Annotated in this window: 15 protein-coding genes and 1 pseudogene; 8 read left to right on the forward strand and 8 right to left on the reverse strand. The window is 73.7% G+C overall.

The genetic code is table 11. The features are described 5' to 3' along the window. From ACFVIM_RS16730 to ACFVIM_RS16745, 4 genes and pseudogenes are all read right to left on the reverse strand, one after another. Positions 1 to 1,664, reverse strand: a pseudogene (locus ACFVIM_RS16730) (hypothetical protein); the annotation flags it as partial. Positions 1,665 to 1,776: 112 nt separating this feature from the next. Further along, on the reverse strand, positions 1,777 to 2,709 hold the full coding sequence (locus ACFVIM_RS16735; RefSeq protein ID WP_384301739.1) for a hypothetical protein: 933 nt from the start codon (positions 2,707 to 2,709) through the stop codon (positions 1,777 to 1,779). Positions 2,710 to 3,247: 538 nt separating this feature from the next. After that, positions 3,248 to 4,792 carry a hypothetical protein gene (locus ACFVIM_RS16740; protein ID WP_384301740.1) on the reverse strand — a complete coding sequence of 515 codons (1,545 nt, stop codon included), beginning with the start codon at positions 4,790 to 4,792 and terminating at the stop codon, positions 3,248 to 3,250. A 637-nt stretch (positions 4,793 to 5,429) separates the two neighbouring features. After that, positions 5,430 to 6,170, reverse strand: a complete 741-nt coding sequence (locus ACFVIM_RS16745; RefSeq protein WP_384301742.1) for a GntR family transcriptional regulator — start codon at positions 6,168 to 6,170, stop codon at positions 5,430 to 5,432. Positions 6,171 to 6,346: 176 nt separating this feature from the next. On the opposite strand from ACFVIM_RS16745, the gene ACFVIM_RS16750 reads away from it, so the two are divergent. From ACFVIM_RS16750 to ACFVIM_RS16765, 4 genes are all read left to right on the forward strand, one after another. Next, a complete protein-coding gene (locus ACFVIM_RS16750; protein WP_384301744.1) occupies positions 6,347 to 7,621 on the forward strand; it encodes an MFS transporter in 1,275 nt (424 codons plus the stop codon). A 356-nt stretch (positions 7,622 to 7,977) separates the two neighbouring features. Beyond that, a complete protein-coding gene (locus ACFVIM_RS16755; RefSeq protein WP_384301745.1) occupies positions 7,978 to 8,742 on the forward strand; it encodes a LamB/YcsF family protein in 765 nt (254 codons plus the stop codon). Further along, positions 8,739 to 9,356, forward strand: a complete 618-nt coding sequence (gene pxpB, locus ACFVIM_RS16760; protein ID WP_384301747.1) for a 5-oxoprolinase subunit PxpB — start codon at positions 8,739 to 8,741, stop codon at positions 9,354 to 9,356. Before ACFVIM_RS16755 ends, pxpB begins: the two co-directional genes overlap by 4 nt. Next, positions 9,353 to 10,225, forward strand: a complete 873-nt coding sequence (locus ACFVIM_RS16765) for a biotin-dependent carboxyltransferase family protein (protein WP_384301749.1) — start codon at positions 9,353 to 9,355, stop codon at positions 10,223 to 10,225. Before pxpB ends, ACFVIM_RS16765 begins: the two co-directional genes overlap by 4 nt. A gap of 320 nt (positions 10,226 to 10,545) precedes the next feature. Here the strand turns inward: ACFVIM_RS16765 and ACFVIM_RS16770 are convergent, their stop codons facing one another. From ACFVIM_RS16770 to ACFVIM_RS16780, 3 genes are all read right to left on the reverse strand, one after another. After that, positions 10,546 to 14,427: a hydantoinase B/oxoprolinase family protein gene (locus tag ACFVIM_RS16770; protein WP_384301751.1), complete on the reverse strand. Its 3,882-nt coding sequence runs from the start codon at positions 14,425 to 14,427 to the stop codon at positions 10,546 to 10,548. 444 nt (positions 14,428 to 14,871) lie between these two features. Continuing rightward, positions 14,872 to 16,293: a HEAT repeat domain-containing protein gene (locus ACFVIM_RS16775; protein WP_384301753.1), complete on the reverse strand. Its 1,422-nt coding sequence runs from the start codon at positions 16,291 to 16,293 to the stop codon at positions 14,872 to 14,874. Positions 16,294 to 16,944: 651 nt separating this feature from the next. Next, the gene (locus ACFVIM_RS16780; RefSeq protein WP_384301755.1) at positions 16,945 to 17,337 is read right to left on the reverse strand and encodes an ankyrin repeat domain-containing protein; all 393 of its coding nucleotides are present in this window, start codon (positions 17,335 to 17,337) and stop codon (positions 16,945 to 16,947) included. Between the two features lie 602 nt (positions 17,338 to 17,939). Here ACFVIM_RS16780 and ACFVIM_RS16785 point away from each other — a divergent pair. Both ACFVIM_RS16785 and ACFVIM_RS16790 read left to right on the forward strand, forming a co-directional pair. Continuing rightward, on the forward strand, positions 17,940 to 18,134 hold the full coding sequence (locus ACFVIM_RS16785) for a hypothetical protein (protein ID WP_384301757.1): 195 nt from the start codon (positions 17,940 to 17,942) through the stop codon (positions 18,132 to 18,134). A gap of 142 nt (positions 18,135 to 18,276) precedes the next feature. After that, the gene (locus tag ACFVIM_RS16790) at positions 18,277 to 19,920 is read left to right on the forward strand and encodes a hypothetical protein (protein WP_384301762.1); all 1,644 of its coding nucleotides are present in this window, start codon (positions 18,277 to 18,279) and stop codon (positions 19,918 to 19,920) included. A 295-nt stretch (positions 19,921 to 20,215) separates the two neighbouring features. On the opposite strand, the gene ACFVIM_RS16795 is transcribed toward ACFVIM_RS16790, so the two are convergent. Continuing rightward, positions 20,216 to 21,715 (reverse strand): PLP-dependent aminotransferase family protein, encoded by a 1,500-nt coding sequence (locus ACFVIM_RS16795; RefSeq protein ID WP_384301759.1) that lies wholly within the window; start codon positions 21,713 to 21,715, stop codon positions 20,216 to 20,218. A gap of 100 nt (positions 21,716 to 21,815) precedes the next feature. Here ACFVIM_RS16795 and ACFVIM_RS16800 point away from each other — a divergent pair, with 100 nt between their 5' ends. Further along, positions 21,816 to 22,568: a YitT family protein gene (locus ACFVIM_RS16800; RefSeq protein WP_384301760.1), complete on the forward strand. Its 753-nt coding sequence runs from the start codon at positions 21,816 to 21,818 to the stop codon at positions 22,566 to 22,568. A gap of 407 nt (positions 22,569 to 22,975) precedes the next feature. Then, positions 22,976 to 23,350 carry an RNA polymerase-binding protein RbpA gene (locus ACFVIM_RS16805; RefSeq protein WP_003959706.1) on the forward strand — a complete coding sequence of 125 codons (375 nt, stop codon included), beginning with the start codon at positions 22,976 to 22,978 and terminating at the stop codon, positions 23,348 to 23,350. Positions 23,351 to 23,424: the final 74 nt, after the last annotated feature.

Here is a 23,424-nt window from a genome sequence, read left to right on the forward strand (position 1 = left end):
GTCTCACGGGCGGTGTCCCAGCTGGCGACCGCCGTCTTCTCGGCGTCGCTCGCCGCGAGCGCCGCCCGGGCCGGATCGGCGTCGGGTGCGCTGTCGTCGAGCCAGCCCGCCCGTACCGCCTCGGCTGTCTCCTGTTCGACCTCGGCGAGACGCTGACGGAGGTGACCGATCTCGCTCCGGGCGCGCTGGGCCTCGGTCGCGGCGGCGGTCGCGTCACGGTGGGAGGTCTCGGCCACGTCCTGGAGGGCGGCGGACCGCTCCTCCTCCTCGTTGGCGACCCGCTCGCCGCCCTCGGCCGCCGTGTGCAGGGCGCGGACAAGGTCGGCGGCGGCCGTGGCGCGGGCCGCGAGCGCCGGGGCGGCGTCCCGCTCGGCCTCCCGGATCGCGGCGGCGACCCGCGCGGAGCGGTCGGCGGCGGCACGGTGGCGGAGCACCGCCTCCGCCGCCTGCCAGGCGGAGTGCAGAGTGCGGGCATCGGTCAGTTCACGGCGCTGGGCGGCGGCGCTCTTCTCGGCGGCGGTCAGCGCCAGGGAGGCGTGCCGGTAGGCCAGCTCGGCCGCGATCAGGGAGCTGTGGGCGCGGGTGCGCTCCGCCTCGGTGACGGTGTGCGCCGCCGCCGTCACCTGCTGGGCCAGCTCCGCCGTACGGGCGCGTTCCCCGGCGGCACGCGCGGAGAGGCGATGGGCGAGCCCGCGGGTACGGCGCTCGGCTCCCGCGTGGATCTCACGGGCCTGGGTACGGGCGTCGGCGGCCTCCACGATCCGGTTGAGGAGATCGACGGAGCCGGCGGTGAAGTCACGCTCGGCGGTGAGTTCGGCGCGGCGTCCGAGCTTGTTGCCGAAGCTGGAGACGAGGTCCGCGAGCCCGTCGGTGTCACGGGTGTCCGTGACGGCCCGCAGCAGGAGGTCGGTGAAGTCGGAGTCCTTCTTCACCGCGAAGAGACCGGCGGCCTCGCCCTCGTCGGCGTTCATCTCGCGCTGGTAGCGGAAGAGTTCGGGGTCCAGGCCCAGCTCGCCGAGGTGCTCGTTCCAGCGGTCGTGGATCTCCTCCCAGACGACCTCCAGATGCGGATAGAACTTGGCCGCCTCGGTCAGGGCGTCGCGGAAGCCCTTCATCGTCCTGCGCCGTCCGCGCGCGCCGGAGGCGCCTTCGGCCGCCGGGCTGACGGAGGTGGCCTCGGCGACCGGCAGGGAGTCCAGGCTGAGTCCGGGGCCGGGCCGGAAGGAGTACCACGCCTCGGCGAACTTCCGGGGATCGTTGGAGACCTGGCGGCCCCGCCACTCGCTGACCTTGCCGACGACGATCAGTTCACCGGTGAGCGTGTGCTGCCACTCCAGCGCGACATGTCCGCAGTCGTCGGCGAGGAGGAACTTGCGCAGCACACCGGAGCTGGCGCCGCCGAGGGTGTTGCGGTGGCCGGGCAGCATCACGGAGAAGATCAGCTTCAGCAGAACCGACTTGCCGCCGCCGTTCTCCAGGAAGAGCACACCGGCCGGGGCCGGGCGCCGGGCCGGTCCGACGGGCTCGTCCTCGAAGAACTCCGCCTGGATGGGGGCGGGATGGGGCACCGGCTCGCCGACCCCCCGCAGATCCAGCACGGTGTCGGCGTAGCGCGCACCGGCGGGCCCGATGGAGTAGAGGCGAACGCGGGACAGCTCGTACATGGCGGCGGACTCTCGTGGGTGGGGTCTGATGACGCGTCGGACGCTGGCGAAACGGAACGGAGGGGCTGCTGTTTGCGGGCGGCGGCCACGGGTTACGGAGGCGGGTGGCCGCTCACCCGTGGAACGACAGCCCGGCGTCGGCGGCCAGCTCCAGGTCGTCGCCCTCGGGAGGCGGTACCAAGGTGGCGCCGCCGTCGCTGACTGGGACGACACCGAGGTCGAGCAGTTCGGTCATGGCGGCGCTGCCCGCCATGTCGCGGACTTGGAGCTGGTAGCGGGCCGTGGTGCGGTAGGTGCCGCCCGCGTCGTCACCGGTCCGCTGGAGGAAGCCGGAGTCGGCGAGGAAGGCGACTGCCTTGGCGATGATGCCGGTGGTCGATCTGGCGAGCCGCCGCGCGTCCTTGGTGGCGCCGGTGGCGCTGCGCCGTGTGTAGGTGCGCCAGGCGGCCTCCAGGCCGGGGGCGTCGGTCGCCGGGTCGGTGTTCTCCCCGTCGCGTTCGGCGCGCTCGTCGAGCCGGTGGCAGGCCTGGCGGACGAAGGCGTCGACCCCGTTGACCGTGACACGGCCGATGTAGCCGTCGTCGGCGAGGTCCTCGGGGCGGGGGAAGGCCATGGTGGCCACCGCGAGGTGGGAGAGGCCGTGCAGAAAGCGGTCGCCCGTGTCGGAGGAGGCGCGGCGCGCGTAGTCGCCCATACGGACGGCGAACACGGAGTCCTCCGCCGCCGCGAGCGCCATGCCCGCCCGGGGCGAGACCTCCAGCACGATCAGTGCGAGCCCGGTGGCGACGGCGTCGGCGAGCCGGGAGAACGCGCCGTCCTCGCGATAGCGGCGCAGCAGTTCGGTGTACTCGGCGTCACGGGCGGGGAGCAGCTTGGGCTGGAGCCCGAAGGCGACCAGGCGGGCGGCGTCGGCCGCGTCGGCGGGGGTGATCCGCCCTCCCCCGTCCGTGCCGTCGGCCGCCGGTCCGGGGCCGCCCGGCACCCCGGCCGACTCCCCCGCGACCGGCTCACGCCAGACATCCGGCTCGGCGTGGTACTCGGTCACGGGGTGGTCTCCTCTGGCGCGGTGCGGGCAGTGCGGTGGGTGGGGTCGGTCGATGACGGGGGGAACGGTGGTACGGAGGTGAGGGCGCGCCCACCGGACGCGGGCCGTGGCCGCCCCGGGCGGGGGCGGATCGCGGCGGAGACCACCCGTACCCATCTGTCGTACCGCGTCCGGGCGTGGGCCGGGGCGGCCCCGGGTCGCACAGGACGGACCGGGCGGCCGGTGGAATCACCCGCGCGTGCGGCACGGCGGGAACGGACCACGGCGGGGACCAGGGCCGACCGCACCCGGAGCGGGCGGAACCCGGCGGAGGCACGAGCCGTCCGCGCCCACCGGGATCGGCGCCCGGCGCCCGGACCAGCCGAGGGCCGCACCCGGGGGGAACGGATGGCCCCGGGAACGCCGGTAGACGATGGCGGGCGGGATCGGGTCACCACGGCCGCCGCCACGGACGGCGCGCGAGACGACAGGGACACCATGGGCGGTGCGGGACGGGAACGGGTCAGCACCCCAGCGGACCGTGGACAACGAGAACGGTTCACGCCGCCTCCGTACGGTCCGCCGCCATGCCCGCGGCGTCGAGGAGGGCCATGCCCACGATGAGGTCCGCGCCACCGAACTCCGGATCGTCCAGCCGAGTGCCGTCGTCGACCGCGAACAGCAGGCGCTCCTCGCCCTGGCGGTAGGCGGTGCCGACGGGAGGGCTCGCCGCGTGGATGGCGAGGAGGGCGACCAGATAGGGCAGATCGGGGTCGCGACGACGGGCCTCCGCGAGCAGGCCGGAGAGACGGCGGGGCGCGTCGTGCTCCAGGTCGAGCAGCTCCATGGCGCTGGCGAGCTGCTCCTCGCTGAACCGGCTGTCGTCGGGAGTGGCGATCAGATCGGGCTCGGGCATCTCGGCGCCCAGGTGCTCCCGTTCCACCGGGGGCGTCAGCAGCAGATCGACCAGGTCGCCAACGCGGACGGCGGTCGGCGTACGGGGTCCCGTGCCCCGGGCGAAGAACGCGTCGGTGACCCGGACGGCCGACTCCAGCGGCAGTGTCAGCACGGGGGCCACGAGCTGCCCATAGAGGTCGAGACCGGTGTGGAGGGTGGGCCGGGCGAAGGCCTGGCGGTCCTGCTCGGCCCGGAAGAGGGGACCGGCCTCCAGCAGCCGGGACTGGAGCTGGGTGTGGCGGCGGATGCAGTCCTTGACGATGTCGACCAGTTCGGCGGCGCGGCGCTTGTGCTCGGCGGTCTTCGGGTCGGAGCCGGTCTCCGCCTCGTCCCGTGCCTTGCGGATGTTCGTGAGGATCGCGTTCTCATGGCGGTAGCGGTCGGCGATGTGGTCGAGCGCCTCGGCGATCATGTCGGGCACGGTGTTGAGCCAGTCGACGGCACGGACGTTGCGCCGGGTGGCCTCCAGGGTGCGGCGGAGGGTCTCCGCGTACTGCACCGTGCGGTAACGGGCCTGCTCGGCGGCGAGCTGGGCGTCGGCGAGCCTGCCCCGGCTGATGAGGACCTCCAGCTTCACCTCGGCCGCGATCTGCGCGCTGGTGACGTCCGTGTCGAGGGCGCCGACGAGGACGTTGACCGCCTCGTCCGTGGTCCGCAGATAGACCATGCCGCCGTGGCCCGCGACCTCCTCGATCAGCTTGAAGTCGTAGTCACGGCGGAGGTAGACACCGTCGGCGCCGAAGGTGCCGTAGACGGCGCGGAAGCCCCGGTCCACGCTGCCGACGTTGATCAGGTTCTCCAGCACCCAGCGGGCGACCCGCTCGTGCTCCGCGGCGGGGCGCGCAGGTGCCTGGGCGGCGATCCGGGGGAGCAGCCGGGCGACGATCTGGTCGGCGTCGGCGCCGGTGTCGAAGTCCATGTGCAGGGTGACGAGGTCGATGGCGGCGAGGGCCACCTCCGCCATCGCGTACACCGTGTACTCACCCGCGAGGTTCGCCTTGCGCGCGTCGAGGTCGTGCAGCGGCGCGGTGCAGGCGAGCGCGCGCAGCCGCCGCGCCAGCCCCTCGTCGGCGGCCGGGCCCTGCGCGGGGCGCGGCCCCGCGCTGAGCTGGGGCGGAACGGGTTCCGTCGAGGCAGGCGAAGTCACGCTGCACAGATTAGGTCCTCGCACTGACAACGGTCGAAACGGCGCGGAGGCGCCCCGCCGGACCCGTTCTCCCGGCGTCCCCGGGCGGGCCCGGAGTCACGGCGGCCCAGCGGTCCCAACCCCCGGTGGTCCGCGCCCGTTCGACGTTCCGACGGACTCGCCACCGCCTGACCCGCGCCCACGCACCTGTCGCACCGGGCCGCCGGGGCGACGGGCGACGGGCGACGGGCAAGGGGCGAGGAGGCACGTCCCCGTGGAGCGTCGCGTTCCGCCGGGCGGGCCGACGACCCCGGGACGGTGTCCTCGCCGCCCTGGTGGGACCCGCGACGCCGCCGGACGGATCATCCGGATGAACTATGCGAAACAGCAGAAAACCAGCACCTTGGGGGTTTTCCGTACACCGTCGGCGCCGCTGGGCCGACGCGGGGCCCCTCCCGCGGCACCTGACCTCCGGGCGCGGGTTCACCGAAGCCGCGGAGGAGCACGGCGCGCGGCCCGGGCCCTCGTCGCTCCGGCCCGCGCACCGGAGCCGCGGTGCGGCCCCGTCGGTCCGGCCCGCGCGCCGGAGCCCCCGCCGGACCGTCACCCCGGCCCGCGCGACACGCTCCCGACCCGTGCCGCCCGGCGGGCACCCGCCCTACCGCTCCTCCGCCACCACCCGCGCGTAGGTCTCCACCACCGTCGTCCGTGAGTCCGCGAGGTACTCCGCGAGCAGCCGCTCCGCCTCCGTACGGTCGCCCGAGCGCAGGGCTTCGAGGATGCCCCGGTTGCGTACGAGGAAGGGCTGGTGCAGCGCCTGGGGGTCCGCCACGACATGGAACGCGAGCCTGAGTTCGGCCAGGACGCTGCGCATGAGTTCGTCGGTGCGGGCGCTGCCCGCGAGGGCCACCAGTTCGCGGTGGAAGTGGATATTGGCGGTGGAGACGCCCCGCCAGTCCCGCTCCCGCGCGGAGCGCTCGCCGCCGCCGACCGCCTCGTCGAGGAGGTCGAGGGTGTACGGAGGGTCGCCGAGATCGTGCAGGACGGCGCACTCGACCAGTTGCCGGGTGCGGTAGATGTCGATGACGTCCTGGACCGCGAGCATCCGGACGAAGACACCCCGGTTGAGCCGGTGGACGAGCAGCCGCTCATGGGTCAGCAGCCGGAACGCCTCGCGCAGCGTGTTGCGGGAGACGCCCAACGCCTTGCCGATGTTCTCCTCGGAGAGGCGCTCCCCCGGCCGGAAGAACCCTTCGGCGATCCGGGTGCGCAGGATGTCCGCGACCCGCTCCGCCGTGCTGGTGCGGCCCAGCAGCGCCCGGTCCGCGGCGAGTTCGCCGAGCGTGTCGGACGCCGCCGCCCCCGCGGTCCGCTGGATGTCTGGCTCCGTCGTCGCCACGGCGCCCCTCTCTCGTCCGCGTCGTCCACCTCGGCCGACGCCCGGTCCCCATCGTAGAAGCAGGGCAGTTGGAGAGAGGACGAGCCCACAAACCCCTTGTCGGATTGTTCAACAATCCTCTACGGTGGCAGCATCGCGTATGTCGGCCGCTCCATCTCCCCTTCTGTGAGGTGCGGATGAGTACGACCCAGACGGAGCACCATCGGTCCGGTCCCCCCTCGGACGGCCCGCTCTCCTGGCTGCGGATGCTCGGCCCCCGGGGCCGCCGGGCCTTCGGCGGCGCCTTCGGGGGCTACGCCCTCGACTCGTACGACTACTTCACGCTGCCGCTGAGCATGGTGGCGATCTCGGCGTACTTCAGCCTGGACAACGGACAGACCGGGCTGCTGACCACCGTCACGCTGGTGGTCTCGGCGCTCGGCGGCGCACTCGCCGGGATCCTCGCCGACCGGATCGGCCGGGTGAAGGCGCTGATGGTCACGGTGGCCACGTATGCCGTCTTCACCGTGGCCTGCGGCTTCGCACCGAACTACGAGACGCTGATGCTCTTCCGGGCGCTCCAGGGCCTGGGGTTCGGCGGTGAGTGGGCGGTCGGCGCGATCCTGGTCGCGGAGTACGCGACGGCGAAGCACCGGGGGCGCACCCTGGGAGCGGTGCAGAGCGCGTGGGCGGCGGGCTGGGGCCTCGCCGTCCTCGTCTACACCCTGGTCTTCGCGTTCCTCGACGACGACATCGCCTGGCGGGTGATGTTCTGGACCGGCGCGCTCCCCGCGCTGCTGCTGGTCTATGTACGGCGCCATGTCACCGACGCCCCCGCCGCCGCGGCCCAGCGCGCGGCGAGCACCCGGCGCGGCTCCTTCGCCACGATCTTCCGTGGGCGGCTGCTGCGGGCCACGCTCTTCGCGACCCTGCTGTCCACCGGGGTCCAGGGCGGCTACTACACGCTGGCGACCTGGGTGCCGACCTATCTCAAGACCGAGCGCGGACTGACCGTGGTCGGCACCGGCGGCTATCTGGCCCTCCTCATATCCGGCGCCTTCATCGGCTATCTCACCGGCGGGTATCTCACCGACCGCATCGGCCGCAAGCGGAACATCATGCTCTTCGCGGTGCTCTCGGCCCTCGGGGTGCTCGCGTACACCCAGATACCCGAGGGGGCCAACGAGCTGCTGCTGGTGCTCGGTTTCCCTCTGGGGTTCTGTATGTCCGCCATCTTCAGTGGTTTCGGTTCGTTCCTCAGCGAGCTGTATCCGACGGAGGTCCGGGGGACCGGCCAGGGCTTCACCTACAACAGCGGGCGCGCGGTGGGAGCGTTCCTGCCGACCCTCGTCGGCTTCCTCTCCGACAGCTGGGGCGTCGGGGGCGCGCTGGCGCTCGGTGCCGTGGGTTACGGTCTCGCCGTGGTGGCGCTCGCCGGTCTTCCGGAGACTCGGGGCAAGGAGTTGGTGTGAACCACACGACGGACAGATCGCAGGCACGCCCACGCTCACACTCGCGCCCACAGGCACGGGCACGCGACCGGCGGTGGGCGGTCATGGTGGCCGCCGCGCGCGGTGGCCGATCGGCGGCGCGGGTCCGCGGGGTGGCCTCTCCCCCGATGGCGACGGCGTCCCGGCCACCGTCCGCCCTCCCGGGCGCGCCGGGGCCGACGGTCATCGGGGGTGTCCCCGGCGACACCCCTGACGAGCACGACCGCATACGGATGGCCGTGCCGGCCCGCACGGCTCGCACGGCTCGCACGGCCTGAACGGCACGGCACGGCACCACATCACATGGCACGGCACGGCACGACAACGGGGAGGACCGTATGACCTGGGCGTCCATCGACCTCAACGCCGATCTCGGCGAGGGCTTCGGCCGCTGGAGGCTGACGGATGACGAGCAACTGCTCTCGGTCATCACCAGCGCCAATGTCGCCTGCGGCTTCCACGCGGGCGACGCCCCGACCATGCGCCGGGTCTGCCGCCTCGCGGCCGAGCGCTCGGTACGGATCGGCGCACAGGTCTCGTACCGCGATCTCGCTGGGTTCGGGCGGCGCTCGATGGAGGTACCGGCGGCGGAGCTGGCCGCCGAGATCGCCTATCAGATAGGGGCACTGGAGATCTTCGCGCGCGCCGCCGGTTCGCGGGTCTCCTATGTCAAGCCCCATGGCGCGCTCTACAACCGGGTCGTCCATGACGAGGAGCAGGCGGCGGCCGTGGTCGAGGGGGTGCTGCTCTCCGGGGAGCGGCTGCCACTGCTGGGGCTGCCCGGCTCGATCCTGCACGCGCTCGCCGAGAAGGCCGGACTACCCGTGATCACCGAGGCGTTCGCGGACCGCGCCTACACCCCCGAGGGCACGCTGGTGCCCCGGGGACAGGAGGGGGCGGTGATCACCGACGAGACGGCGGTGGTGGAGCGGTCCATCAGCATGGCCCGCTTCGGTGTCGTCACTTCCCACGGTGGACGGTCGGTGCCGGTGCGAGCACGCTCGCTCTGTCTCCACGGCGATACACCGGGCGCGGTGGCGCTCGCCCGGCGGGTACGGGAGCGGCTGGAGACGGTGGGTGTACGGGTGGAGTCGTTCGTATGAGGTCGCTGCCGGTCGGTGACCGGGCCCTGCTGATCGAACTGGCGGACGCGGAGGAGGCCGGGGCGCTCCACGCCGAACTCATGCGGCGACGGGCGGCGGGGGCACTGCCTCCGGTGCGGGAGATCGTGCCCGCCGCGCGCACGGTACTGCTCGATGGGCTCGACGACCCCGGCCGGTTCGCCCGCGAGGTGCTGGAGTGGGTCGTTCCGCCGCTGACCGCGCGGCCGGAGGCGGTCATCGACATACCAGTGCGCTATGACGGACCGGATCTGGCGGAGGTCGCCGCGCTCTGGGAGGTCACACAGGAGGAGGTGGCGGCGATCCATTCGGCGGCCGAGTTCCGGGTCGCCTTCTGCGGCTTCGCGCCGGGGTTCGGCTATCTCACGGGGCTGCCCGAGCGGTATCGGGTGCCCCGGCGGGCGACTCCGCGCACGGCGGTGCCCCCGGGCTCGCTCGGGCTCGCCGGTCCGTACACCGGGATCTATCCCCGTTCGTCCCCAGGAGGCTGGCAGTTGATCGGCCGCACGGAACTGGAGCTGTGGGATCCGCGACGCGAGCCCGCCGCGCTGCTGGCGCCGGGCACCCGGGTGCGGTTCGTACCGGAGGGGCGATGACGGACCGAGCCCTCGCCGTCGTCCGGGCCGGGGCGCTGACGACCGTGCAGGACACCGGGCGGCCCGGCCACGCCCATCTGGGGGTGCCCCGCTCGGGGGCGCTCGATCCGGGCGCCGCCGCGTTCGTCAACCGGCTGGTGGGCAACGCCGGGGACGCGGCGGTACTGGAGACCACACTCACCGGCTGCGCGGTCCGCCCGCGCCGCGCGGTGACCGTCGCCGTCGGTGGAGCGCCCTGCCCGGTGACGGTCGACGGACGTCCGGTGGCCTTCGGCGCCCCGGTACGGGTGGCGGCGGGGGCGCTGCTCGAAGCGGGCCGCGCCACCGCGGGCGTCCGGAGCTATCTCGCGTTCTCCGGCGGGATCGCGGTCGAGCCCGTCCTCGGGAGCCGGTCGACCGATCTGCTGTCGGGCCTCGGCCCGCCGCCGCTGGTGGACGGGGCGGTGCTGCCGCTGGGACGCCCGGTCGGCGGCGCCGTCGCCGGGGCCGTGGACGGTCTGGCGCCCTGGCCCGCGCCTCCGGCCGAGTTGGTGCTCCGGATACGGTTCGGCCCGCGCGCCGACTGGTTCACCCCGGGCGCGCTCCGGACGCTGACCCGTGGTCTCCACCGGGCCTCGGCGGCCGGCAACCGGATCGGGCTCCGGCTCTCCGGCCCCCCGCTGGAACGGGCCCGGGGCGGTGAACTCGCCAGCGAGGGCATGGTCCTGGGCGCGGTGCAGGTGCCCCCGGACGGTCTGCCCGTGGTCTTCCTCGCGGACCATCCCACCACGGGCGGCTATCCGGTGGTGGCGGTGGCCGACGAGCGCGATCTGGCGGCGGCGGCACAGACAGTGCCGGGGACACCGGTCCGCTTCGTGGCGGTACGGTGAGTTCCCGACCGCCTCAGCCGCCCTGGCCGTCACGGCCGCCCCAACTGCCCCTCGCGCCTGGGCCACCCCGGTCGCACCCGTCACGCCCGTCACGCCCGTCACGCCGACCATCCCAGCCGCCTCGACTGTCCCGGCCGCCTCAGCCACCCCCGTTATCCCGGTCGGCCCGGCCGTCCCGACCGGCCGAGCCGCTCCCGGCCCTGTCCCCGTACGGTGGTGGCCCGGCGGTGCCTGGCGCCGCACCCGGCGCGTTCTGGTGTGGCTCACCGGCGGGCGGATGTCGGCGGCGCGTGGCCGGGGGGCAGGCACGCGCACCGGGCTCACTCCTCCCCGTACCCTCCGCCGCCGGGTGTCTCCACCACCAGCACATCGCCCGGTTCCACCAGCACCGAGTCCACGCCCGCCAGCTCGGTCACGGTCCCGTCCGCCCGTTCCACACGGTTCACGCCGAGGGCGCCCTCGCCCCCGCCCGCCAGTCCGTAGGGGGCGATCCGGCGGTGTCCGGTGAGCAGGGTCACCGTCATCGGCTCCAGGAAGCGGAGCCTGCGGATCACCCCGTCACCGCCGTGCCACCGCCCCCGGCCGCCGCTGCCCTCCCGTACCGAGAAGGAGTCCACTCGCACCGGCAGCCGCCACTCCAGGATCTCGGGGTCGGTCAGTCGCGAGTTGGTCATATGGGTCTGGACGGCGTCCGCGCCGTCGAAGCCAGCACCCGCGCCGGAGCCGGAGGCGATGGTCTCGTAGTACTGCACCCGGTCGTTGCCGAAGGTGAGGTTGTTCATCGTGCCGGAGCCCTCGGCCTGGACGCCCAGAGCCGCGTAGAGCGCCCCGGTGATGGCCTGGGAGGTCTCGACATTGCCCGCCACCGTCGCGGCGGGATGGGTCGGCGCGAGCATGGAGCCCTCGGGCACCCGCACCTCCAGGGGGACGAGACAGCCACTGTTGAGGGGGATGTCCGCACCGACCAGGGTGCGGAAGACATAGAGGACGGCGGCGAGCACCACCGAGGTCGGCGCGTTGTCGTTGCCGGGCCGCAGCGCCGAGGTCCCGGTGAAGTCGAGGACGGCGTCGCGACGGGCCCGGTCGACCCGGACGGCGACCTGGATCACCGCGCCGCCATCGGTCTCATAGCGGTAGGAGCCGTCGTGGAGCCGGGCGATGACCCGGCGGACGGACTCCTCCGCGTTCTCCCGTACATGGCGCATATAGGCATGGACCACATCGAGCCCGAACTCCTCGACCATGCGGCCGAGTTCCTCGATGCCCCTCTCGTTGGCGGCGATCTGGGCCCGGAGGTCGGCGATGTTGATGTCGGGGGCGCGCGAGGGGTGGCGGGCCCCGGTCAGCAGTTCCCGGGTCTCCCGCTCGCGCAGCCGTCCGTCCCGGACCAGGAGCCAGTTGTCGAAGAGGACTCCCTCCTCCTCGATGGTCCGGCTGAAGGCGGGCATCGAACCGGGGGTGATCCCGCCGATCTCGGCGTGGTGGCCCCGCGAGGCGACCAGGAAACGGAGCTTCCGCGCGGACGCGTCACCCCGCCCTGTCACCCCGGCCCGCCCAGTCTCACTCCGGCCCGTCACCCCACCCCGGCCCGTCACCCCACCCCGGCCAGCCTCACCCCTGCCCCTCACCCCACCCCGCCCGGCCCCGCCCCTGCCGGACGCGTCACCCGGCTCAGGGGCGCCTTCGCCGCCAGCCGCCTCGCCCCTCGCGGAGGCGCCACCCTCACCATGAGCCTCACCGGCCTCCTCGCCACCAGCCCGCTCACCCTCGACCCCGTCACCGCCCCACGCCCCACCACCACCCCCGAAGACCGGCGTCACGACCGTCACATCGGGCAGATGGGTGCCTCCGTGATACGGGTCGTTGATGGCGTAGACATCGCCGGGCCGGATCCCGTCCCCACCGCGCCGCAGTACCTCCTTGATCGACTCCCCCATCGAGCCCAGATGGACGGGGATATGGGGCGCGTTGGCGATCAGATTCCCCTCGGGGTCGAAGAGCGCGCAGGAGAAGTCGAGCCGCTCCTTGATGTTGACGGAGTGCGCGGTGTTCTCCAGCCGGACGCCCATCTGCTCGGCGATCGACATGAAGAGGTTGTTGAAGACCTCCAGCAGCACCGGATCCGCCCCGGTGCCGACGGCGGTCCGCCCGGTCCTGGGGGCCGCCCGGGTCAGCAGCAGCGCCCCGTGCTCATGGACCCGGGCCCGCCATCCGGAATCGACGACGGTCGTCGCGTCCGGCTCGGCGATGACCGCCGGTCCCGCCACGGTGTCGCCCGGCCCCAGCACGGACCGCTGGTACAGGGGCACATCACGGTGGGTCCCGGCCTCGGCGTCGAACATCCGCACCCGTACCGGCGCGGTCCCGCCCGGCTCCACGGCGGCCAGGCCCCCCGGGCGGTCGGCCCCCACCTCCCCCGCGGCCCCGGTCGCCTCGACCGAGACCGCCTCGATGACCAGCGGTTTGTCCATGGTGAAGGCGTAGCGGGCTCGATGGTCGGCCTCGAAGGCGTCCCGCATCGCGGCGGCCGAGTCGAGGGCGACGGGCAGGGCGGCGTCGGTCCCCGCGTAGCGGATCAGCACCCGCGCCCGGGTGGAGAGCGCGGACTCGGGCACCCCGTCGGCGCGCAGCTCGGCGCGGGTGCGCTCGGCGAGCGCGGCACACAGGGCGCGCGTCCGTGCCACGCTCCGCTCGCCGAGTTCCTCCTCGACCGCGTGTTCGCGCATCGCGGTGGCGTCGGCGAGCCCGATCCCGTACGCGGAGAGCACCCCGGCCAGCGGTGGCACGATCACGGTGTCCATGCCGAGCGCGTCGGCGACGGCACAGGCGTGCTGTCCCCCGGCGCCGCCGAAGGAGTTCAGGGCGTAGCGGGTGATGTCACGGCCGCGCTGTACGGAGATCTTCTTGACCGCGTTCGCCATATTGAGGACGGCGATCTCCAGGAACCCCGCGGCGACCTCCTCGGGTGTGGGCGTGACGCCGGTCTCGCGCCGCACCCGCTCGGCGAGCGCGGTGAAGCGTTCTCGCACCACGTGCGCGTCGAGCGGCTGGTCACCGTCCGGGCCGAAGACGGCGGGGAAGTGGTCCGGCTGCACCCGTCCGAGCATCACGTTGGCGTCGGTGACGGTCAGCGGCCCGCCCCGGCGGTAGCAGGCGGGGCCGGGCCGGGCGCCCGCCGAGTCGGGGCCGACCCGGTAGCGCCGCCCGTCGAAGTGCAGCACGGAACCCCCGCCCGCGGCGACGGTGTGGACGCTCATCATGGGCGCGCTCATCCGCACCCCGGCGACCTGGGTCCCCAGCTCGCGTTCGAACGCGCCCGCGTAGTGCGAGACGTCCGTCGAGGTGCCGCCCATGTCGAAGCCGATGACGCGGTCATATCCGGCCAGCGCGGCCGTACGGGCCATACCGACGACTCCCCCGGCCGGGCCGGAGAGCACCGCGTCCTTGCCCCGGACATGGGCGGCCTCCCGCAGCCCGCCGTTGGACTGCATGAACATCAGCCGCAGGCCGTCGAGTTCGGCGGCGACCTCGTCGGCGTACCGCCGGAGTACCGGGGAGAGATAGGCGTCCACGACGGTGGTGTCACCGCGCGGCACCAGCCGGATCAGCGGACTGACCTCATGGGAGCAGCTGACCTGGGTGAAGCCGAGCGCTCGGGCGGCCTCCGCGATCCGCGTCTCGTGGTCGGGACGGCGGTAGCCGTGCACCAGGACGACGGCGGCGGCGCGGAAGCCGTCGGCGTGGGCGGCCCGCAGCCGCTCGGTGACGGTGTCGAGGTCGAGCGGGCGGACGACCTCGCCGTGCGCGTCGACGCGTTCGGGGACCTCCACGACCCGCTCGTAGACGGTCTCGGGGAGCACGATCCGCCGGTCGAAGATCCGGGGCCGGTTCTGGTAGGCGATACGCAGCGCGTCGCCGAAGCCCTCGGTGATGACGAGGACGGTCGGCTCGCCGCGCCGCTCCAGCAGCGCGTTGGTGGCGACGGTGGTGCCCATCCGGACCGCGGCCACCCGCTCCGGAGGCACCCGTTCCCCCGGTGCGAGCCCGAGCAGTCGCCGGATGCCCGCGACGGCGGCGTCCCGGTAGCGCTCGGGATCGTGCGAGAGCAGCTTTCCGCTGACCAGCCGTCCGTCGGGGCGTCTGCCGACGATGTCGGTGAAGGTTCCGCCGCGGTCGATCCAGAACTCCCAGCGCGGGTCCATCCCCCCATTCTGGCAACGCGCCGCGCCCCACGCCCGCGCCCGCGCGGCGGTACGGCGGCATCCGGCGGCCGTCGTACGTACCGCCCGGGACCGCCCGGGACCGCCCGGCACGAGAGCCAGTACGAGCCGTACGAGGGTCCGGGGCGGGAGCCGGTACGAGGGTCCGGGGCAGGAGCCCACGGGGCCGACCGACCGACCGACCGGCGGGGCACGGCCGAACCCGGCCGGTCGGTCGGCCCCGCCGCGTCACGGGTCGGTCAGTGACGAGCCGACCGACCGATCGCCCCGTCGCCGGTCAGCCGGTCAGCCGGTCAGCCGGTCAGCCGGTCAGCCGGTCAGCCGGTCAGCCGGTCAGCCGGTACGGGAACGACTCACCGGCCGGCAGGGGAACGGTGACCCGCCCACATCACGGAACGCGGAGGCGGACGGTCCCACCGCCCCGCGTCAGCGCGCGGGCTGGTCCGTACCGCCCATCCGGCTGCGGACCGCGAGCTGGACCTCGGCCTCCTCGGCCGGATCCGCCGCGAGCCGGCGCAGCCGCTCCGCCACCCGGGCGTCTCCGGTCTCCGCGTGGCGCGCGCCGACCTCCCGGGTGGACTCCTCACAGTCCCAGAGGCACTCGACAGCGAAGCCCGTGGCGAAGGAGGGATCCGTGGCGGCCAGCGCGCGGGCGGCGTGGCCCCGGAGCCGGGACGAGGCGGTCTCGCGGTAGACATGGCGCAGTACGGGGGCGGCGCACCCGATCCCGAGACGGCCCGTGCCGTCCACGAGGGCCCAGAGCCCGGGGGCGTCCGGACCATCGGCGCGCACGGTCTCCCGGAGCGCCCCGAGAACGAACCGGGCGTCGGCGCCGGTGCCCCGGCAGGCCAGCACACCGGCGGCGGAGGCGCCGAGCGCGTCGGGCCGGTGGACCCAGCCCCGGGCCCGGTCGACGGCCTCATCGCCGCACATCCGCTCGAACGCCGAGATCGCGGCGTCGGCGACGGTACGCGGGCCGGTGGAGACGGCCCGCTCGATCAGATCGAGGACGGCGGGGTCCCGGGAGTCGGCCAGGTAGTGCAGCGCGGCGCCGCGGGCGCCGTCGGTGCCCTCCCGGGCGGCCTCGACGATCACCGGCCGGTCCTCGGGCCCCGCGACCGCCGCGAGACACCGGGCGGCGGGGACGTGCAGCGGCGTGCCGCGCCCCAGGCCCTCCTCCGCCCAGGCGAGGACGGCCTGGACGCTCCAGCCGGGCCGGGGGCCGCTCGGACGCATCTGGCGCTGCCAGAGGTCGAAGGAACCGGCCTCCTGGGCCGCCCGGATCCTGGCGCCGACCGAGGCGCGCGGATCGTCGGCCCACAGCCGCCAGGGGCGGGGCTCGAAGGCGTCCCGCACGGTGGTGGCGAGCTCGGCGTCGCCCTCGGGCGTCGCCGGGAACCTCGCGAGGATCGGCGGGGCGAGGGCGCGCAGCCCCGCGTCGTCATCGCGCAGGGCCAGCTCGTCCAGGGCCCAGGCCCAGTTGGCGCCGGTCGCGGCGTAGCCGCGGAGCAGCGTCAGGGCGTCGGTCCTGCCGTACGACGCGAGATGGCCGAGCACCGCGAGCGGGAGGCCGGTTCTGACCTCGTCGGTGTCGAGGTGGTCCTCCGCGTCGTACAGATGGCGCTGGATCTCCTCCAGACCGCCGTCGAGGTCCAGATACAGGCGTGCGTAGTACAGGGAGCGGTTCTCGACCTGCCAGTCGTGACGGGGGTCGTTCAGCACGCAGTGGTTGAGCGCGGCGAGCGCGTCGGCACGGGGAGCCGCGAGCGCGTGCAGGGTGCCGTCACCACGGCCCCGCTGCAACAGCCCGAGGAGCGTGCCGCTCGGCGCTATGACTGGATCGAACATGGGGAAAGCCTCACATCAAGCTCTCGACGCAACCGGGGACAGAAGATGTCTAGGCCGCGCTGCGCCACGTGGGGCGACCCGTCTTCGTCCGCGCCATTCGCGTCGTCCGCTTCTTCCACTCCGTGTTGACCATCTTCCTGCCTCTCGTCGGTGGCCCCAGGGGGAATTCCCGGTGATGTCCGGGGCAGGGCCCGTCGTCATGATGACCCACCCATATCGCCACCGCGACCACATTTACGACGCCCCTTCCGGGCGCCTGCCAGGGACGTCGCGGGAAAACGGCGGGTGCCCCTCCGGGGATCCGCCGGGCCGTGACGGCACCTGCCGGGCCCGCCGGGGCCTGACCGGGACCGGGGTCGGCACGGGGAGCGCCCCGGGGCGCCGGTCCCTCGCCCGGGAACTCCCCGGGACGTCCCCGGGAGTGCTGTTGGTGCTGATGCCACTCGTACCGCTGGTGCTGCATACCGCGTGTTCCACTGGTACCGCTGGCGCTACCAGTACCGCTGGTACTGCTGGTGCTGCTGATACCGCTTCTCCTGCTGGTACTGCTGGTACTGCGGTGCTCGTCCCGCTGAGGCCGTCCACGCCCGCCGCTGCGGCGCGCGCTGCCGGTCCCGGTTCCGTTCGTACGGACCGAGGACCCCATGGGGCTCACCGTTCGCCGAACAGCTCCAGAAGCTCTGTCTTCCCAAACATGCGCGCGGTATCCACCGCGGACGGGGTTCCGGCGGTCGGATCGGCCCCGCCGTCCAGGAGGGCCCGGATCACCGCGTCCTCTCCCTTGAAGACGGCGCCCGCCAGCGGGGTCTGCCCCCGGTCGTTGGGGCGGTCCGGCTCGGCGCCCCGTTCCAGCAGCGCGGCGACGGCCTCCGCGTGCCCGTGGTAGGCGGCGAGCATCACCAGCGTGTCACCCCGGTCATTGGTGAGGTTGGCTGGAACCCCCGCGTCGACATACGCGGCGAGGGCCTCGGTCTCCCCCTGGCGGGCCAGGTCGAAGACCTTGGTCGCGAGGTGGATCACCTCGGGATCCGGAGTCTCACTCATGGGAGACCTCCTTTCTGCGGATTTCTGCGGATTTCTGCGGGCTTTCACAACGGCTGTCACGACGACTGTCACAACGGCTGTCACGACGGGGAAGCTGGGCGCACGGCGGGAACGACCGTGCGAGTGAACCGACAGATTACTGCCACCCTCGCCGCTGACCAGCGCGGAGGAGGAGTTCCGGCGATGCACGCCGGGGGCGCGCGCCCAGAGGGTGGCCGGCCGAGCGGTCCGGCACCCCGTCCGCGCCGAGCCGGCCCCGAACCCGCGCCGAGCGCGACCCGGCGGCACCCCGGAGCGAGGACCGGCGCAGGACGCGCGGCGCCCGAAACGAGTACCGGCGACGGAACCAGCGACAGGCCCCGGGGAACCGACAGCAGGCCCCGGGGAGCCCACGACGGGCCGGATGGAGAACGCGGCGAGGGCGGACCGGCCGGGGGCACTCTGCCGTGCGGGCGCGCAGTGTGCCCGTCGAGCGGGGACATCCCGTCCGCCACTGCGGTGAAATACCGCATTTTTCACCCGTTCGCACCTTTTATCGCATAGGTACTTCCTGTGAGGTTGGAAGGACTCAAGGTGACTGTCCCCTCACCCAGGAGAACCTCATGATCCTCTCCATGTCAGGCGTGGTGCTGCTCGCGATCATCGTCTTCCTGTTCTTCCGCAAGGACGGCCTGAAGGCGTCGCACGCCATCGTCTCCGCCCTCTTCGGTTTCTTCCTCGCGGGCACGGCCATCGCCCCCAGCATCACGGCGGGCAGCGAGAGCCTGGCCAGCCTGCTCGGCGGGATCAAGTTCTGACCGCCGCCGCCCCCGGCGCTCCCCACGCCCCCCGTTCCGCTCCCCCGACTCCCCCCAGCCCGTTCAGCCTTCCTTTCTCCACGAGGAGACCGCAGTGGCCCGGAGCCCCCTTCCCCGCCTCCTGACCCAGGGCCGGTCCGCCCTGGCGCACGGCCGGTCCGCCCGCACCGGCGGCCGGTCAGCTCCCCACCGGGGGCGATCCGTCCTGAGCGGCGGAAGGGCGCGGCTCGCCCGGGGCAGGGAGCTCGCGCGCACCGCCGCCGACGGCGCCACGGACGTGCTCCACCCGCTGATCACCGTCTCCCGTGGTCTGCGGCTGCTGGCGGGCGATGCCCGCCGTAAGTGGTCCACCACGCCCAGGGAGCGACGCGGCCCGACGCTCCTCCTGCTGGCGGCGGGCGTCGTGGCCGTGGTCCTCGTCCCGTACGGGCCACCGCTGGCCCTGGTCTCGACGATGGGCGCGGCCGCCTGGCGCGGACGGGTGCCCTCGGCCGCGCGGACCGGCGCGAGCCAGGCGGCCGAGGACCAGGACCGCCGGCTCCAGTCGCTCTACGAGGCCCTCGTCCCGTACTTCACCGCGCCCGAGGATCCCGCTCCGCTCTTCGCGCACGGTGGCCGCTGGACGGCGGCCTTCAGCGACCAGGCGTTCGACACCGAGGGGCGGCTGACGGATCTGCGGGTGCGCTACCCGGCGTACTTCACCGACGGCGAGGCCGAGTCGCGGGCCACTGTCGAGCGGCTGCTGTACGCCAAGTCGGGCCGGGGCCGCGAGTACCGCTTCGACTGGGACGAGGAGGGCAACGAACTGGTGCTCAGCGTGGTGCCCGCGCTCTCCACCTCCATCGCCGCCCAGCGTTTCGTGGCGGCGCCCGGCGAGACGGTCCTCGGCTTCACGGACGCCGGAGCCGTGCGGCGCACCGTGCCGGTCGCCGACGGTACGGAGGTCAAAGACGCCTCCCCGGTCATCTGGCGCACCGGGCCCCGCTCCACCGAACCGCACCTGCTGGCGGTCGGTGAGCCCGGCAGCGGCACCACCACCCTGCTCCGCTCGATCGCGCTCCAGGGACTCCCGCACGGCGACGTCCTGATCGTGGCGGGCGGCGGCAGCGCCGAGTACGCCGCCCTGGCCGGGCGCGTGGGAGTGCTGGCCGTGGAGAGCTCGGCCCAGGGCGCGTGGGACGCCCTGGAGTGGGCGGCGCGGGAGACCGAGCGCCGGCTGGACGCCCTGGGCGGCGTCCGACCGGAGGCAGAGCAGCGGACCCGGCGGCCGGGTGAGGAGCACCGGCCCCTGTGGCTCCTGGTGGACCGCCCCAGCGTGCTGGGGCAACTGGCCACCGCCGACGGGCGGGACGATCCACTGTGGCTGCTCGACGTGGTGCTGCGGCACGGCCGGGCGGCCCGGGTCACGGTGGTGGTGGCCGAGCAGTTCACCAGTCTGGACACGCTCCCCGACGTGGTGTGGGCGCACAGCCGGGCCCGGGTGGTGCTGGGGCCGGGCTCCCCCGGGCAGATCCGGGCCGTGCTGGGTGCCGCCCCGCACACCACGCCCGCGCCCGAGGTGCCGCCGGGGCGCGGTTACGCCCGGCTGGGCGCGGGCCCGGTGCTGCGGCTCCAGGTCCCGGCCACGCCCGATCCGTACGACGACGAGGGCGGCAGCGAGACGGAACGGCGCGCGGTGCTGGAACTGCTGCCGGATCACCGTACGGAGGGCGGGGCGCCGCTGTTCCCGCCCAAGCGCCGCACTCCGCGCAAACGACCCCTCCAGAAGACGCCCTCCGAGACCTGACGGCCGCACCGTCGAGCGCCGGTGGGGCGCCGCCCCGGACGCACGGACCCGGCGAACGGCGGTCCGTACGCGGGGCCCCGGCGCACGGCGATCCCTACGTCCGGGGCACACGGAACACGGCGCCCCCGGCACACGGCGGTCCCTCCGTACGCGGCGGACGGAACACGGCACCCAGCGGACCCGGCGCACCGCCATCGCCCGACCACCGGCCGACCCACCAGGCCCGGCCCGCCAGGCCCGACCTGCCAGGCCCCAGCCCGCCACCCCTCGGGTCCGGCGGCTCCGCCCGCCGCCCTCAGGCGACGAACGTCCTCGGCGCCTCCACCCCCGTGGTCGCCCCCGTCTCCACCAGCCGGGCCGCCGCCGCCAGCCGGGCCGCCGCCTCGTCCGCCACCGGGCCCCCGACCGTGAACGGCAGCCGTACGAAACCCTCGAACGCGCCGTCCACCCCGAAGCGCGGCCCCGACGGCACCCGTACGCCTACCCGCTCGCCGACCTCGGCCAGCCGGGACCCCGACAGACCGCCGGTGCGCACCCAGAGCGTGAGCCCGCCGGACGGAACGGTGAATTCCCACTCCGGCAGCTCCCGCCCGACGGCGCTGACCAGGGCGTCCCGGTTCTCCCTGGCCTGGGCGCGCCGGTGCGCGACCGCCTCGTCCCAGCCTCCCGTGCGCATCAGCCAGTCGATCGCCAGCTGTTCCAGGACGGGGGTGCCGAGGTCGGCGTAGGCGCGGGCGGCGACCAGCGAACGGATCACGTCGGGGGCGGCGCGTACCCAGCCGATCCGCATCCCGGCCCAGAACGCCTTGCTCGCCGAGCCGACGGTGATCACGGTGGAGCCCGCCGGGTCGAAGGCGCAGACCGGCCGGGGCATGTCCACTTCCTTGTCGAGGTGGAGTTCGGCCATGGTCTCGTCGACGACGAGGACCGTTCCCGCCGAGCGCGCCGCGTCCACGAGCCCGCGCCGCTGGTCCTCGTCGGCCAGCGCGCCGGTCGGGTTGTGGAAGTCGGCGACCACGTAGGCGAGCCGCGGGGCCGCGTCCCGCAGCACCTGCCGCCACCGCGGCAGGTCCCAGCCGCCGAGCTCCTCCGCCATGGCCACGGGCACCAGCCGGGCGCCCGCCTCGCGCATCAGCTGGAGGATGTTGGCGTACGAGGGGGACTCGACCGCGATCCGTTCGCCACGGCCGCCGAAGAGATGGCAGATGGCGTCCATGGCGCCCATCGCCCCGGTGGTGACCATGATCTGTTCGGGCATGGTGGGGATGCCGCGCGCGGTGTAGCGGTCGGCGAGCATCTGCCGCAGTACGGGGATACCGGCCGGGTAGTCGCCATGGGTGTGCGCGTAGGGCGCCAGCTCCTCCACGGCGCCCTGGACCCCCCGGGTCAGCCAGGGTTCGGGCGCGGGCAGCGCGGCGCACCCCAGATCGATCATGGAGCCGACGGACTCGGGCGGCAGCGGTTCCAGGCCGCGTGAGGGCAGCGGATTCCCGGCCGGGACGGCGGTCCAGCTGCCCGCTCCCCGCCGTGACTCCAGGAAACCCTCGCCGCGCAGGGCCTCATAGGCGGCGGCGACGGTGGTGCGGCTCACCGAGAGCGCCAGGGCCAGCTCGCGCTCGGCGGGGAGCCGGGCCGCGACCGGAACCCGCCCCTCCAGCACCAGCAGCCGGACCCCGTCGGCCAGCGCCCGGTAGGCGGGCGGCTTACGGGTCCCGGCACCACCGGGACGGGGCTGCTGGGCGTTGAGCTGCCGGGCGAGCTGGGAGGCTCCCACAGCCGAAGTCCACTGAGCCATGGAAATCAGTCCACCTTCCCGGAATTGGCCATGGTTGCCTTCTGTTCCATAGCCACAGAGTGGCATGACCCAGTCCAGCGTCACCAGAGGGGGCTCTTTCATGTCCGCACCGCCCGTACCGCCCATACCGTCCGCACCGTCCATCCCGCCCTCGGCGCCCGACGCGTCAGCACCCCCCGCACGGCACCTCACCCGGCGGCTGATCCAGCTCTACACGGGTCTGGCGCTCTACGGCTTCAGCTCGATCCTGCTGCTGCGCGCGGGCCTCGGGCTCGAACCGTGGAACGTGCTCCACCAGGGACTCTCCGAACGGACCGGGCTGTCGATCGGTGTCGTGGCCACCCTCCTCGGCGCGGTGGTGCTGCTGCTGTGGATCCCGCTGCGCCAGCGCCCGGGGCTCGGCACGGTCTCCAACGTGCTGGTCATCGGCGTGGCCATGGACGTCACCATGGCGCTGATACCGGCGCCGGACACCCTCGCGGCCCGGATCCCCCTGATGGTCGCGGGCATCGTCCTCAACGGCGCCGCCACCGGCCTCTATATCGCGGCGCGTTTCGGCCCCGGCCCGCGCGACGGCCTGATGACGGGCCTCCACCGGCTCACCGGCCGCTCGATCCGCCTGGTACGGACGGGACTGGAGGTGACGGTCGTGGCCACCGGCTTCATCCTCGGAGGCTCCGTGGGCATCGGCACCCTCGCCTACGCGGTGACCATCGGCCCGCTCGCCCAGTTCTTCCTTCGGATCTTCGCGGTACCCGGCCCCAAGACGGCGCCGGGGCAGGCCGGACCCGAACCCGCTCCGGAGCGGACCCCGGAACCGGTCACGGGAACCGCCCCGGCGGGCGGGCGCTGAGAAGAACGGGCACACGGGTTCGACCGGCCGACGGCCGGGTGGCGGGAAGGGACACCTACGGCGCCGGACGGCCGGCCATAGCCGCCTCCGGGGAGTCTGAACCGGGTACCGGGGGGAATACCGATCACGGAACCGGATTTAGACGCCGAAGTGAAAGGGCGGTAGTGTACGCGTTTGGCCTGCCAGGCGGACCGTTACTGCGCATGGGAGAAGTGAAATCACTGGGTGACACTTTCTGTCAGATGTGACAAACCGGTCACTGGCGGGTACCCCAACCATGGGAAAGCAGCGGCACGACGGGCGACGCATGACCCGGAACGGGAATCTTTACGGCCGACCGGACGTTGACCGGATGACGACGACAGCGACACCTGTCCTGTGGGCGACAAGCCCGGGAGGCACGATTCATGAGTGAGCGAGCTCTCCGCGGCACGCGCCTCGTGGTGACCAGCTACGAGACGGACCGCGGCATCGATCTGGCCCCGCGCCAGGCGGTGGAGTACGCATGCCAGAACGGACATCGTTTTGAGATGCCGTTCTCGGTAGAGGCGGAAATTCCGCCGGAGTGGGAGTGCAAGGCGTGCGGCGCCCAGGCACTCCTGGTGGACGGGGACGGCCCCGAAGAGAAGAAGGGCAAGCCGGCGAGGACGCACTGGGACATGCTCATGGAGCGGCGTACCCGCGAGGAGCTGGAGGAGGTGCTGGCCGAGAGGCTGGCGGTCCTGCGCTCCGGCGCCATGAACATCGCCGTGCATCCTCGGGACAGCCGGAAGTCCGCCTAGCGGACACCCGGAGGTCCCCTGGGAGAACGGGCACCACACACCAAGCCGCGGGCCGTGTCACGCAGGACGTGACC

Origin of the sequence: Streptomyces sp. NPDC057638, from assembly GCF_042800315.1 — a bacterium.
Taxonomy (GTDB): domain Bacteria; phylum Actinomycetota; class Actinomycetes; order Streptomycetales; family Streptomycetaceae; genus Streptomyces.

Excerpts from the sequence above, each read along its gene's own strand:
- ACFVIM_RS16750 (WP_384301744.1), top strand. The coding sequence starts at position 6,347 with ATGAGTACGACCCAGACGGAGCACCATCGGTCCGGTCCCCCCTCGGAC.
- ACFVIM_RS16755 (WP_384301745.1), top strand. The coding sequence starts at position 7,978 with ATGACCTGGGCGTCCATCGACCTCAACGCCGATCTCGGCGAGGGCTTC.
- pxpB (WP_384301747.1), top strand. The coding sequence starts at position 8,739 with ATGAGGTCGCTGCCGGTCGGTGACCGGGCCCTGCTGATCGAACTGGCG.
- ACFVIM_RS16765 (WP_384301749.1), top strand. The coding sequence starts at position 9,353 with ATGACGGACCGAGCCCTCGCCGTCGTCCGGGCCGGGGCGCTGACGACC.
- ACFVIM_RS16770 (WP_384301751.1), bottom strand. The coding sequence starts at position 14,427 with ATGGACCCGCGCTGGGAGTTCTGGATCGACCGCGGCGGAACCTTCACC.
- ACFVIM_RS16775 (WP_384301753.1), bottom strand. The coding sequence starts at position 16,293 with ATGTTCGATCCAGTCATAGCGCCGAGCGGCACGCTCCTCGGGCTGTTG.
- ACFVIM_RS16780 (WP_384301755.1), bottom strand. The coding sequence starts at position 17,337 with ATGAGTGAGACTCCGGATCCCGAGGTGATCCACCTCGCGACCAAGGTC.
- ACFVIM_RS16785 (WP_384301757.1), top strand. The coding sequence starts at position 17,940 with ATGATCCTCTCCATGTCAGGCGTGGTGCTGCTCGCGATCATCGTCTTC.
- ACFVIM_RS16795 (WP_384301759.1), bottom strand. The coding sequence starts at position 21,715 with ATGGCTCAGTGGACTTCGGCTGTGGGAGCCTCCCAGCTCGCCCGGCAG.
- ACFVIM_RS16800 (WP_384301760.1), top strand. The coding sequence starts at position 21,816 with ATGTCCGCACCGCCCGTACCGCCCATACCGTCCGCACCGTCCATCCCG.
- ACFVIM_RS16805 (WP_003959706.1), top strand. The coding sequence starts at position 22,976 with ATGAGTGAGCGAGCTCTCCGCGGCACGCGCCTCGTGGTGACCAGCTAC.